Origin of the sequence: Vibrio sp. 2CM40D (assembly GCF_023161825.1) — a bacterium.
In the GTDB taxonomy this organism is placed as follows: Bacteria; Pseudomonadota; Gammaproteobacteria; order Enterobacterales; family Vibrionaceae; genus Vibrio; species Vibrio alginolyticus.
This window is the reverse complement of the sequence record NZ_JALNTL010000006.1, coordinates 265,666-278,407: the sequence shown is the minus strand read 5'-3', so window position 1 is coordinate 278,407 and position 12,742 is coordinate 265,666. Positions and strand designations below refer to the sequence as shown.

The 12,742-nt window shown below is 43.8% G+C and carries 10 protein-coding genes; 5 read left to right on the top strand and 5 right to left on the bottom strand.

Annotation, left to right across the window (positions count from 1 at the left end; all coding sequences use genetic code 11):
* Window positions 1-21: 21 nt before the first annotated feature.
* Window positions 22-1,221 (bottom strand): enoyl-ACP reductase FabV, encoded by a 1,200-nt coding sequence (fabV, locus tag MTF70_RS16095; protein WP_025767779.1) that lies wholly within the window; start codon window positions 1,219-1,221, stop codon window positions 22-24.
* An 82-nt stretch (window positions 1,222-1,303) separates the two neighbouring features.
* Complete coding sequence (locus MTF70_RS16090) at window positions 1,304-1,906, bottom strand: arylesterase (RefSeq protein WP_248394079.1); 603 nt, start codon at window positions 1,904-1,906, stop codon at window positions 1,304-1,306.
* On the opposite strand from MTF70_RS16090, the gene MTF70_RS16085 reads away from it, so the two are divergent.
* The 3 genes from MTF70_RS16085 to MTF70_RS16075 all read left to right on the top strand — a co-directional run bounded on the left by MTF70_RS16085 (window position 1,905) and on the right by MTF70_RS16075 (window position 6,845).
* Entirely contained in the window at window positions 1,905-2,597 is a 693-nt protein-coding gene (locus MTF70_RS16085; protein ID WP_025767777.1) for an ABC transporter ATP-binding protein, read from the top strand. The two genes, MTF70_RS16090 and MTF70_RS16085, sit on opposite strands and share 2 nt — an antisense overlap.
* A complete protein-coding gene (locus tag MTF70_RS16080; RefSeq protein ID WP_042520861.1) occupies window positions 2,597-5,053 on the top strand; it encodes an FtsX-like permease family protein in 2,457 nt (818 codons plus the stop codon). The genes MTF70_RS16085 and MTF70_RS16080 overlap by 1 nt, the downstream gene beginning before the upstream one ends.
* Before the next feature lie 352 nt (window positions 5,054-5,405).
* On the top strand, window positions 5,406-6,845 hold the full coding sequence (locus MTF70_RS16075) for an FAD-dependent oxidoreductase (protein ID WP_025767775.1): 1,440 nt from the start codon (window positions 5,406-5,408) through the stop codon (window positions 6,843-6,845).
* A 28-nt stretch (window positions 6,846-6,873) separates the two neighbouring features.
* On the opposite strand, the gene MTF70_RS16070 is transcribed toward MTF70_RS16075, so the two are convergent.
* Genes MTF70_RS16070 through MTF70_RS16060 form a run of 3 tightly spaced genes read right to left on the bottom strand, consistent with a single transcriptional unit; the run spans window position 6,874 to window position 9,244 of the window.
* Window positions 6,874-7,809: a biotin-dependent carboxyltransferase family protein gene (locus tag MTF70_RS16070; protein WP_005376316.1), complete on the bottom strand. Its 936-nt coding sequence runs from the start codon at window positions 7,807-7,809 to the stop codon at window positions 6,874-6,876.
* Window positions 7,806-8,489 (bottom strand): carboxyltransferase domain-containing protein, encoded by a 684-nt coding sequence (locus MTF70_RS16065; protein WP_005386313.1) that lies wholly within the window; start codon window positions 8,487-8,489, stop codon window positions 7,806-7,808. The genes MTF70_RS16070 and MTF70_RS16065 overlap by 4 nt, the downstream gene beginning before the upstream one ends.
* Entirely contained in the window at window positions 8,489-9,244 is a 756-nt protein-coding gene (locus MTF70_RS16060; protein ID WP_005386314.1) for a 5-oxoprolinase subunit PxpA, read from the bottom strand. Before MTF70_RS16060 ends, MTF70_RS16065 begins: the two co-directional genes overlap by 1 nt.
* A 319-nt stretch (window positions 9,245-9,563) precedes the next feature.
* Here MTF70_RS16060 and MTF70_RS16055 point away from each other — a divergent pair, with 319 nt between their 5' ends.
* Window positions 9,564-11,522, top strand: coding sequence for a diguanylate cyclase (locus MTF70_RS16055; protein ID WP_025767774.1), 1,959 nt, complete (start codon window positions 9,564-9,566; stop codon window positions 11,520-11,522).
* 54 nt (window positions 11,523-11,576) lie between these two features.
* Window positions 11,577-12,593 (top strand): UDP-glucose 4-epimerase GalE, encoded by a 1,017-nt coding sequence (gene galE, locus MTF70_RS16050; RefSeq protein WP_005376309.1) that lies wholly within the window; start codon window positions 11,577-11,579, stop codon window positions 12,591-12,593.
* Window positions 12,594-12,742 lie beyond the last annotated feature (149 nt).

Here is a 12,742-nt window from a genome sequence, read left to right as displayed (position 1 = left end):
CCTTGAAACAGGTAACAAGTATCAAGGCTTAAGCGACATTAACGATTCAATAGAAATGTCTTGCGAATAGTCGACATCTTCAAAGTTAAAGCCATTGAGCTTCATAAACTCATCTTTAAAACCTTGGTAATCACCAATCTCTTTAAAGTTTTCAGCATTCATCTGTTCTAAAAGAGCGTGGACTTCTTGTTGAACTTGCGGTTCAAGTTCCAAGTCATCTATTCGAATCAAGCGTTCGCCGTCAACTGGCACTTTCTCTTGATCGTATAACTTCGTAGTAAACAGTCGCTGCATTTGTTCAATACAGCGTTCGTGAGTACCTTTTTCCTTCATCACTCGATAAAGCGCTAACAGGTAGGGACTTAGCGCAGGGATGAATACACTGGCTTTCGTCACCAACGCCTTACACACGGTTGCGTAAGCACCGCCGTCAAAGTTGGCGAGTTTGAGGTTTAATGAATGACTGGTTTGGTGTAAATCGATTTTCGCTCGACCTAACGTACCATCGAGATAAATTGGGTGCGTAATGTCAGGGCCCATGTAAGAAAAGGCGATGGTTTTGCAGCCGTTTGCGATAGAGTCGTTATTGATGAGTGTGTCAATCCAGCTTTCCCAGTCTTCTCCGCCCATTACTTTAATGGTGGCATTGGCTTCCTCTTCTGTTGCAGGCGTTAAGGTGGTTTCTATCCACTTATCGTTCTCGAGCATGATAGAAGCGCCAGTGACAGGTTCACCAATAGGTTTAATGACACTGCGCCAAAACTCATCAGATTCAGGTTTAGGTCGAACACCGGTTGCCAAGCTATAGATGACTAAGTCAACTTCACCCTCAAAGTACGTTTCAATGGCTTCAATCACTTGATTGCGCACCGAACCAGAGAATGCATCGCCAACAATATTTATTGCGGTACGCCCGGCTTGATTTGCTTCTTGCTTAAAAAAGACGTTGTTATACCAACCCGCACTCCCACCCCCTTTCTCTGAAGGGCCACGCTCAAATGAGACGCCAATGGTATCGGCGTTAGCGCCACCGAACGTTAGGGCTATTCGTGCCGCTAGGCCGAAACCAGAGGAGGCACCAATAATCAAAACCCGTTTTGGGCCTTTTTTGATCTGTGGGGCGTGCTTTACGTATTCAATTTGCTCTTTAATAGATGCATGACACCCTTTGGGGTGCGCAGAGCGAGCAACAACACCTTGAATTAACGGTTCTATTCGCATGTTGTTATCTATCCTCGATGAGTGGAATTGAAAATAGATTAACGTAAAGTTACGTAAAACTTATTGAGCTAGACCATTAAAATTAGAGATGTTTAATTAATTCTTGAGCAACGAAATCAGCGATCCAAGGTTGTGCATCTGGTTTTGGGTGAAGGCCATCATCCATCATCCATTCTGGTTTGGTGACAACATGCTCTAAGAAGAATGGCATCAAGGCAACTTGTTGATGCTGTGCAAGCTTATGGTAGATATCGTAAAACATATCGCTATAGCGCTTACCATAATTAGGTGGAACCCGAATTTGCATCATGACAACGTCCGCACCAGAATCTTTTATCATGGTAATCATTTTTGAAAGATTCGACGTAATAAGTTTAGGAGGGAAACCTCTTAGGCCATCGTTGGCACCTAACTCAATAAGTACCATGTCAGGGCTATGCTGAGCTAGCAACTGAGGTAACCGTGCTAAGCCATTGCCGGTTGTATCGCCAGAAATGCTGGCATTAATAACTGTTACATCTTGACCATGTTCTGACAACGCATCAGGGAGTAAGCTAGGCCAACTCTCTTCGATCGGCATCTGATAGCCTGCACTCAAGCTATCACCCAAGACAAGTAGCTTTTCGCTCGCATGTGCAGTAGCGGAAAAACAAAAAAATAGAACTAAGGAAAGTATACGAATCATGCAAACACCTGTACTTAATGCACCTATTGTTCAAGCCAATTTGGTTTCTAAACAAGTCTCTACTAATCAAGAACAATTAACAATCCTCAAAGACGTAAATGTTGACATCCGAAAAGGAGAAAAAATCGCCATCGTCGGAACTTCCGGTGCAGGTAAGTCAACATTGATGACGTTGCTAGCTGGTCTTGATACGCCGACATCAGGCGAAATTACTTTATTAGGTCATGAATTATCAAAACTGGACGATGAAGCACGTGCGAAAATTCGGGCTGACTCTTTAGGTTTCGTTTTCCAAAGTTTCTTGTTAATCCCGAGTTTGAGTGCATTACGTAATGTCACGCTTCCTTGTCTTTTACGTGGTGAAGCCGAAGATGAAGCAAGAGCAGCGGAATTATTATCTGCTGTTGGATTGGAAAAACGAGTCGACCATCTACCAAGCCAGTTATCTGGTGGTGAACAACAGCGAGTTGCGCTAGCGCGTGCATTTATGACACAGCCTGAACTGTTGTTCGCAGACGAGCCTACCGGCAATCTTGACCATCAAACCGCAGACAAAGTGATTGAGCTGCTATTCGATCTTAATGAACAGCACGGGACAACTCTGATTTTAGTAACACACGATGGTCACCTAGCAAGCCGATGTGACCGTATCTATCGTATGGAGGCGGGTGAGCTTAAGGAGGAGATATAATGTCTGCAGTATCATCAAGTGAAGCAACATCCACAGAGCAAAACAGTACAACACAGCACTCGCCGAATAAAAGTTTGATACGCTGGAGTTTCGGCGAAATAAGGCAGGGGAATCTTTGGCCTATTAGCGTTGCTCTTATTCTCGTGATTGCGAGTATCTTTGCGCTTTCTGCATTAGCAGAACGAATGGAGCAGGTGATCGTCAAGCAGGGGAAGGACGCATTAACGGCAGATGCGGTGTTTGTGTCTGCTAATCCCATTCCGGACATGTTGTTAGCCTCGACTGAAAGCCTTGAACGTTCGACGATGACACGCTTTGCCACTATGGCATTTAGCGATAATGGTATGCAGCTTATTTCTGTAAGGGCGGTGGATGATAATTACCCTTTAATGGGAGAGCTCGTTCTTGAAAATAATCCAGCCGGTCGCGTTAAAGAGAACCAACTCTGGCTTGATGAGCGGATTATGACTCAACTAAACGTAAAATCAGGTGACAGCGTCACGATAGGCGATGCCGAGTTTACTGTATCAGGCGCAGTATTGATGGAACCAGGCTTGAGCTTTAATCCATTTCAGCAAATGCCTTCTGCATACATTCATCAAAGTGACGTAGATAAAACAGGAGCAATTCAAGTTGGGAGCCGAGTTCAATACCGTCTGTTTTTACAAGCCGATGACAAAACACTAAAGAGCTTGCAAGATGATACGCAGCTTTCTCCGAGCGATCGCTGGCGCACGCAAGATACTGCCAGTCGTAGTAATGAGGTTTTTGAACGCACGACGCAGTATCTGTCGTTGACCGTAGCGATTGTCATCATTATGGCGGCGACAACATTGGTTCTTACTTGTCAAAATTACGTGAACAGCCGGACACAAACTATCGCGATGTTGAAAAGTCTTGGTGCGAGCCGCCGATGGATTGAAAAGTGGTTATTTATTCAAGTCACAATCCTTCTCATTAGTGCCAGTGTCGTCGGCCTACTGCTAGGGAGCGGGTTGGAGTATTTATTACGCATTCCACTCAAAGACTTATTACCCGATCCACTCCCTAGTTACGGCGTCACACCATTTTTGGTGGCATTTATCTCTGCAGTCTTGATTACTGTTCCCGCTCTCGGTATACCATTGTTAGGCTTGATTAAAACTCCCGCGTTAGAAGTGCTACAGCAGGGCAAAGCGCAACGTTCCTGGAAGCGAATGTTACTTGTTCTAGTTCCCGTTGTTCCATTGCTTTTACTGTATGCAGATAACACCTTAGTTTGGATCGTGCTCACTGGTATAGCGGTACTGTTTGTGGTACTCGCAGCAGTTAGCGTCACACTCACAAAGCTGTTTGCACGTGTGTCAACCCATCCTGCAATGAAGCTTGCGTTGAGTCGTATCAACCGGACGCCAGTAACCAGCGGTCTACAGTTTGGTGCTTTGGCATTATCTTTGATGTTGCTGTCTATCATTTGGCTTGTGCGCAGCGATATTCTCGCTGATTGGGAGAGAACCTTACCTGCAGACGCGCCAAATGTGTTCGCTTTAAACATTGGTGATTATGAGCTCGATAACTACCTAGAAACCCTAGATAAAAATGGAGTTACGCGGTCACAAGCTTATCCAATAATTCGTGGACGACTAACAGAGATTAACGGTCAAAATGTTAAAGAGGTTGAGTACGAAGGAGAAGGTTCTGACGCGATACGTCGAGAGCTAAACCTGACATGGGGAGATACCCTACCAGAATATAATGACGTGCTTTCGGGTGAATGGACAAACAAAGGGAGTGTATCTGTAGAAGCGGATGTAGCAAATGACTTAGGCATCAAACTCGGTGATACGCTGCGCTTTGTAATAAACAGTCAGAATTACGATGCAGTAGTAGATACCATCCGTCATGTCGAATGGCGTGACATGAAGCCTAACTTTTATTTTATTTTCTCATCTGACGTGATGGCTAATTTACCTGGTTCTTACCTCATCAGTTATAGGATTGAAGAAGGAAATGAAGCGTTGTTGACGTCAATGTCACGTGCTCACCCAACGGTCTCTGTTTTAGATATCCGAACTATGGGCGAGAAAATTCAGGCTTTGATTCAGCAAATCGTATCAGCAATCACCATCCTTGCTCTTTTAGGCGTTGTTGCTGGTCTGCTGCTCATCTTTACGCTACTGAGGTTAAGCTTGTCCCAACGCCAACAAGAGATTCGTTTGTATCGCACATTAGGTTCAAGTAAGAAACGGATCAACACAACCCTGTGGGCCGAGTACGGAATTATGGCGTTGATTGCTAGTGGTGTTGCGGTATTCGCTGCGGAAGTTTGTGTGGCCGCAGTCATGACATATGGGTTCGATCTCAATGCACAAATTCACCCCGAATTGTGGATAGCTTTACCGCTTGCAACATTTGTTACGTTGGCACTTGTAGTGATGAGTTTGTTGAAAAGATTGTTAACGCCAGTAAACACTTAATCGCAGCGAGTGTTATCAAGTTTGGAACACTCCATGACACTTTTATTTTAGTTATCCACAAAAACAGTGGATAACTTTTGGGATAACTAAATGGGGTAAAAAGTGGGGTGTTTCTGCAGGCTTTGCGCCATGGGTCTTACAGTGAAATTCTTATTCACATAGACACAAAAAAGTGTCTTCTTAACCATGTCGTCAAGTACTTTTTCGCAAATTTTTTCTACTTTAATGCACTTTACAGGCGCTGTTGGATATTTCGCAAACCCATGAACTTTTTGTGATTTTAATCAAGTCCAAACACGAGTAGAATCCACCGTTAGTAAAGAATTTTCCTTATAAAATTTTTAGTGAAGCAATGAAGTCTGAGTTTCCAAGTTATAAAGATAAGCATATCGCTGTTGTTGGTGGCGGTGTAGCAGGTGCAACAGCAGCAATTCATTTTGCGGAGCTGGGTTTTAAAGTTTCCGTAATAGAGAAGGGCGTATCACTAGTAAATGGTCCACCCATTTGTCATTTGCATGCTGGTGGTAATTTATATCGAGAGATTTCCGAGCAACAGTGCTTAGACTTGTTAGCACAATCTATTGATACTGTTCGCCTGTATCCGCTTTCACTGAATATTCGTCCGACAATCATCGCGGTTCCTCATTCCGATGGTGGAGACCCATCCACACTAATTCCGCGATTAGAGGTTGTGAAAAGTGCTTATCAGACGCTCGTTGATAAAGATGAGAGTAATAAAGTGCTCGGCGAGCCAAGCAAATACTACAAACTGTATTCAAAAGCGGAGCTAGAAGCTCTCGCGCAACGTACTCAACCAAGTCATCCTACAAACTTCGATGAGTGGTGCATTCCTTTTGCTCAACATGCTGATCTTGAAGCGCTAAAGTATCCTGTTGTCGCAGTTCAAGAATATGGTTGGAGTGTTTTTCGCCTCGCCGCAATTGCCAACTTAACACTAGATACGCTTCCTAATGCTTCGGTCTTCACACAAGCAACGTTTAAGCAAGCCGATTGGATGGGGGAACACTGGCAACTTGGCTATGAACGTGAAGGTATCGATTACCTGATGACATGCGACTACTTGGTTAACGCGTGTGGCTTTGAAACAGGCTCAATTGACAACACAGTTGGTGCCAAGCGAGACAGGTTGGTGGAGTTTAAAGCCGCTTACGTTACGAGGTGGGCAGACTGTCAACAACAATGGCCAGAAGTTATTTTTCATGGCCCGCGTGGAACCGATAAAGGAATGGCTCAATTGACGCCTTATGGCGATGGTTACTTTCAACTTCATGGTATGACAAAAGGAATCACGCTGTTTGAAGATGGTTTAGTGGAGAGCACGAACTCATCTGCTCAACCTGAACTGCCTATGCCTTTACTCTCGAAGATCCGTAACGGCTGGAGAGAAGAAGTGTTAGAAGAGCGAACGAACAACGCCATCAAACACATGGCACAGTTCATTCCCGACTATCACTCTGCTGTAAAAGGAGGAAAAGCATTATTTGGCGCTCAGCAAATTCCCGGCACAGATCCAGTACTCAGAGCGGCAGATGTGACTTTTGAAGATAACCACTACGCGAGAATAGAGGTGGTAAAAGCGTCATCGACACTACTCGCAGCGCAAAAAATGCTTCAATTCTGGTTTGACATCGATCCTAACCAAAATGTGGAAACACAGCATCCGGTCGCTGTAAAGTGGTCTGAACAAGAGGTCGAGCAGTACGCGATTAAACTCACTCAAGAGCGAGGCTATCCACAAGCTTTAGCAGTGCGTTATGGTATGCCTGCATAATCGGCTGTGTTTGGGCTCAGTGGTTGTATTAATACCCAAAAAACTGAGCCCATTGGCACCATACTTCTTGCAAGCCTAGTCTATCTCCTTTCACAAAATTGACTTTTTGTCCGGGTTTCGCCTGTGCCAGTCTAGGTAAGTCAATGCGAGCTACGCAGCCAAATTTAGGATACCCGCCAATAGTCTGGTGATCGTTGAGCAGCACAATAGGGTTACCATCGCTAGGTACTTGAATTGAACCTAATGCAATTCCCTCTGATAGGACGCCTTCGTAAGGTGGACGAATGTTATTGCCCTCAAGACGGTAGCCCATGCGATTCGAATTGGGGGAGATGATGAATGCTTTGTTGTAAAATGCTTGGCGAGCGTCTTCATCAAAGTCCTCGTTCTGATAGCCTTCAATCACTCTCAACTTAATGGGTAAGTTGTAATCTGGCTTAAAGCGAAACGTCATTTGCCTTGGTTTACGTTTCGGTAAGTTATGAGGGACAAAGGGAAGAATATCGCCAGCTTTCAAAGCGCCACCATTTGAATCATAACCACCTAGAGATTCTCGCAAGACGGTCGATGCGCTTCCTAAGTGCTGAGCAACATTGAATCCACCTTTAACCGCTAGGTAGGAGCGAAGTCCATTCCTTGCGACTCCGAACTGAAGCTTCTGTCCTTTTTTCAACGTAAAGTCAGACCAATTTGAAATAGGTTCACCATCTATTTTTGCATTTAAATCACCGCCACATATAGCAAGGTGGCAGTTATGCAAGGCAATAAAACAAGCGTTACCCAGAGTAATTTCAATCGCAACGCAATTGACTACGTTACCAAGCAAATGGTTGGCCCAACTGTAAGCATAGTCGTCGACCGGGCCACCTTGAGTCACACCGACATGCGCTAAGCCAAAACGACCAAAGTCTTGAACTAAAGAGAGCGGTCCTGGCTTTTCCACCAGTAATCCACCGTAACTCATAGTACGCCTCCTAAATCGATAAACTCTTGTTTTGAAATAGCATTAAAGGTGACCTTGTCACCCACTTCAAACGGTATAAAAGGAGGAGAGTCGGAGAAGAGCGCAAGCGGGCTTTTACCAATAATGTTCCATCCGCCAGGACTATCTGATGGATAGACGGCCGTTTTAGAGTCTGCGATTCCTACACTTCCGGCCGGCACTTGAGTTCTTGGTGTGGCAAGCCTTGCCATGTGCAATTGAGTATCAACGTCAGAGAGAAATGCAAAGCCTGGAGCAAATCCAATTGCAGAAACCGCGTACTCGGTTTTCGTATGCAGGGTAATAAGATCGTCTAATGACAGACCTCGCTTTTGAAAACGAGATAGATCTAACGCGGTTTCTTCAGAGTAATATACAGGGATAGTAATGTGATTCGGCTGGGAAAGCTTAAGTGATTGAGTATCAAACTGGCTCACGATTTGTTGCAGCTCATTGACTAAGTTCTTTTCGTTGATTCGAAAAGGTAAGTAATCAATGAGAATAGTTTGATAGGAGGGGACAACGTTCATAACAATTGAAGCGAAAGTTTCTCTTATGCTGCGAGCAAGCTCTCCTACTGCATTTTCAGAAATACTCTCATCAAACTTAATGAAAATACTGCACTCGGAGATCAAAGAGATATTAAATTTCTCTTTATGCATTAATTTCCTCCAGCGTATAGGCTTTGGCGGATCTTTTGGATCAGCGCGATCGACTCTTCATTGTCACCATGAACACAAATTGTGTCGGCTTCCAATAATATGTAACCGCCTGAAGCGGTTTTGACACGCCCAGAGTCAGCTAAGGTCCGGACTTGCTCAAGTATCGCGTGCTCGCTTTTTAACACGGCATTGGGCTGTGTTCTAGGAGTCAGTAAGCCGTCATCTTGGTACAAACGATCTGCAAATGCTTCAAATAGCAAGGGAACATCATAATCGTCTGCGATTTCTAAGTATTTTTCGTTTTCCTGTGAAGCTAGGATCATTAACGGTACTTTGAACAGTGCTGCCGCCTTAACTACCGCTCTAAATATCGCATCACTTTTCATCATGTCGTTGTATAGAGCGCCATGAGGCTTTATGTAACTGATGTCTGTGTATTGCGCCCGGCATAATGCTTGTAAAGCACCAACCTGATATATAACCATGTTCGTAATTTCATCACCCGTCATGCTTATGCTTCGTCTGCCAAAGCCTTGTAGGTCGGCGTAACCTGGGTGTGCGCCAATATCAACATCGTTGTCATTCGCTAGGGTGATGGTGTCGTGCATGACATTAGGGTCGGAGGCATGAAAACCACACGCGATGTTCGCCATATCAACATGGGGCATCACGTCTTCATCTGCGCCCATACTCCAAGAGCCAAAGCTCTCGCCCATATCACAGTTCAATGTAAGTTGCTGTTTATTCAATGTCATACGTTTTATTTCTACACAAGCAATGGGTTTACGATGCAGGAAAATGCATCTAGGTTCAGTGACTCACTTCATTCTTCTATCATGAAAACGAAGCTTTTTGAGCAGATAGCTGGCGAAAAAGATCACGTTAGTCCATAAAGATGTTGCCGTTATTTGAGTTGATCCGAATTTTAAGGTATTTCGTTTCTTTTCCATCCAATTTTTGAGAATTTAAGGTTATTTTGCATTAGCATCGTGTTAATCTTGTCGCCCTTCATGGGTGATAGATTGCATAATGGTTCTTCTGTCATTTTTGTGGTTGTCTGCGACAGGAATATATATGTCATTACGAGCGAAGCTTATTTGGCCTCTTCTGGTCTTTTTAACGGCTATCTTTGTTATCTCAAAAGGTTACACCTCGTATACTGTATACCAATCGTCTAAGCATGAACTGGTCGAGCAGACAAGAAAGTTGATTAACAACGTTTCTTTCTCAATTAAAGATGCGCTGACGACAAAGGACAAGCAAAAAGCTCAAACTATTCTCGCCAACTTTTTAAACCAGCCAAATGTAACTCGGGTCAAACTTTATGACCAAGATGACCAACCATTCGCTGTTATGGAGATAAGTGGGGCACTGGCACCCGTTCCAAGTCAAACCGAAAGAAGTAGGTTGCACGCTCTAGGCTATGCCTTATCAACCAAATTTCTTTATGTTCTAGAGCCGATTATCCATGATGGCTATGTCATTGGTAGCATGAGAGTTACGCTTTCTCATCGCCCAATTGTAGAAGCCATACAATCTTTACTTCAAGATGGCGCTTTACTTCTTCTGTTTCTGATCGCTGGTGGCACTGTTTTTTACATAAGTATCGAGAGGCTTGTTCTCAGGCCCGTGATGGAACTCAACCGCGTAATAGAGAATGTGACACACGGACGAAACACGGAAAATCAAGCTCGCTATTACGCCAAGGATGAAATTGGAGACCTCGCGCGCTCTTTCAATCAAATGATGAATAGGTTAACAGTACGTGAGAAGCAGCGGCAACATTCGCTAGACACACTAGAACAAAAGCGCGCATTTTCAGAAGAGGTTATCGAATCTGTTCAGCATGCATTAGTTATTACCGACAATTCCGGACGTGTTATTCATTGTAATACGGCGACCCAGCAAATATTTCAAAAAAAATTAGATGAACTTAAATATGCCAATATTCGTGATCTAATTAAAACCAAAACACCGAATGAGCTGAGTCAGATCCTGAGTCGAGGCCTAGAGTGCGATGATATTCACCTCAAAAATGCAGATAACGAACAGCAGTTGAGCCTAACCAGTCGTCGCCTCTCGACACATGAATACTTACTGTTTTCGATTCAAGATATCACCGAAATTGAAGAAGCCATAAACCGGCAACGTGTTGCGGGGCGTGTTTTTGAAAGCAGCCAAGATGGTCTCATTGTTCTTAATCATCGCGGTGTCATTACGATGGCAAACCCTGCCGTCACTAAGTTAGTCGGCTTAGAGGTGGATCAGCTTATTGGGAAATCATTCATCCAAACGCTAAAGTGGCGCAAGTTACAGGAAATGATGCCTAGTATCATCGAGTCGATAGAAAATTATGGCGTTTGGCAAGGTGAAGTTATCGAGAAGAACCATATTGGTCAGTTTGTACCGATGTTTGCTCGAGTCAATCGTATCGTTAAGTGTGAAGACTATGGTTTCTATGATCTGGTTATTGTTCTTACCGACCTTTCCGGCGCAAAAGAGATGGAACGATTGGAGCATTTAGCTCATCACGATGCTTTAACGGGGTTAGCCAATCGATCTAAGTTCCATTTAGAGTTGGAACAACTAGTACAACGCTCTGGATACTTGCGTGACGAATTTGCAGTTTTGTACCTCGATCTGGATGGATTTAAAGAAGTTAACGATACCTACGGTCATGATGCAGGTGATGAAGTTTTGAAAAAAGTTTCCGAGCGTCTAACATCTGCGACGAGACATAGTGATTTAATCGCAAGACTTTCTGGTGATGAATTTGTCATGTTGGTAAATCCCGCCAATCAAAAAGTGGTCACCCGAATAGCAGAACAGTTGCTCGAGAGCATATGTGCTCCAATTGAGTACAAAGGTCACTTACTCAAAGTTGGCGTTAGTATCGGCGTAAAATTAGTCGGCGTAAATGAGCGCGATGCTACTCGAGTTTTAAAAAGTGCGGATACGGCAATGTATCAAGCAAAGAAAGCCGGAAAAGGCCAAGCAATATTAATGGGATGCGAATTACAAGAGACAGTTTAAATCGTAACGTCAAAGCTTTAAACTAACCCAATTCGCGTCAGAAGGAATAATAAAATGAAAGTACTCGTTACGGGTGGTATGGGCTATATCGGTAGTCATACGTGTATTCAAATGATCGAAGCTGGCATGACGCCAGTGATTCTAGACAACCTGTACAACAGTAAATCTACGGTATTAGATCGAATTGAAAAGGTATGTGGTGTAAAGCCAACCTTCATTAAAGCTGATATCAGAGATAAATTGGCGATGGTAGAAGCACTAAAGTCGCACAATATTGAAGCTGTTATCCATTTTGCAGGTTTAAAGGCCGTCGGTGAGTCTGTAGCAAAACCTTTAGAGTATTACGACAACAACGTTAATGGCACTTTAGTATTGGTTGATGCAATGCGTGAAGCCGGAGTTAAATCGTTGGTATTTAGTTCATCAGCGACTGTATATGGTGATCCTGCATCTGTACCCATCACAGAGGACTTTCCAACTAGCGCAACTAACCCATATGGGCGCAGCAAATTAATGGTAGAAGAGTGTTTAACCGACTTCCAAAATGCGAACCCTGACTGGAGCATTACACTTCTTCGTTACTTTAACCCGGTAGGTTCACATCCAACAGGCGAGCTAGGTGAAGATCCTCAAGGTATTCCAAACAACTTAATGCCGTTTGTTTCTCAAGTTGCGGTAGGGCGCAGAGAGTTCCTTTCTGTGTTTGGTAGTGATTATCCGACCAAAGATGGCACAGGCGTACGTGATTATATTCATGTAATGGACTTATCCGATGGTCACGTTGCTGCATTAGAAAAAGTAGGTAGCAAAGCTGGCCTTCATATCTATAACCTCGGTACTGGTAACGGCTACAGTGTACTGGACATGGTGAAAGCATTTGAAGCCGCAAGTGGTAAAGATGTCCCATACCAACTTGTTGAGCGTCGTCCAGGTGATATTGCAGAGTGTTGGGCGGATCCATCAAAAGCGATGAATGAGTTAGGTTGGAAAGCAACTCGCACTCTAGAAGAAATGACTGGCGATACATGGCGCTGGCAGTCTACTAACCCTCAAGGTTATCCAGATGCCTAATCCTTAATTTACATAATAGTAACAAAAAGGCGCGTGATTGCGTCTTTTTTGATCCAAATCGGAAAAAATCGTAAATTACTGGTTAAAAGGTAGCAAGTATATATAGAGCTGTTAAACTATGCCCGACTCTTAATTTGGGTTATAAATTT

Excerpts from the sequence above, each read along its gene's own strand:
- fabV (WP_025767779.1), bottom strand. The coding sequence starts at position 1,221 with ATGCGAATAGAACCGTTAATTCAAGGTGTTGTTGCTCGCTCTGCGCAC.
- MTF70_RS16085 (WP_025767777.1), top strand. The coding sequence starts at position 1,905 with ATGCAAACACCTGTACTTAATGCACCTATTGTTCAAGCCAATTTGGTT.
- MTF70_RS16090 (WP_248394079.1), bottom strand. The coding sequence starts at position 1,906 with ATGATTCGTATACTTTCCTTAGTTCTATTTTTTTGTTTTTCCGCTACT.
- MTF70_RS16080 (WP_042520861.1), top strand. The coding sequence starts at position 2,597 with ATGTCTGCAGTATCATCAAGTGAAGCAACATCCACAGAGCAAAACAGT.
- MTF70_RS16075 (WP_025767775.1), top strand. The coding sequence starts at position 5,406 with ATGAAGTCTGAGTTTCCAAGTTATAAAGATAAGCATATCGCTGTTGTT.
- MTF70_RS16070 (WP_005376316.1), bottom strand. The coding sequence starts at position 7,809 with ATGAGTTACGGTGGATTACTGGTGGAAAAGCCAGGACCGCTCTCTTTA.
- MTF70_RS16065 (WP_005386313.1), bottom strand. The coding sequence starts at position 8,489 with ATGCATAAAGAGAAATTTAATATCTCTTTGATCTCCGAGTGCAGTATT.
- MTF70_RS16060 (WP_005386314.1), bottom strand. The coding sequence starts at position 9,244 with ATGACATTGAATAAACAGCAACTTACATTGAACTGTGATATGGGCGAG.
- MTF70_RS16055 (WP_025767774.1), top strand. The coding sequence starts at position 9,564 with ATGTCATTACGAGCGAAGCTTATTTGGCCTCTTCTGGTCTTTTTAACG.
- galE (WP_005376309.1), top strand. The coding sequence starts at position 11,577 with ATGAAAGTACTCGTTACGGGTGGTATGGGCTATATCGGTAGTCATACG.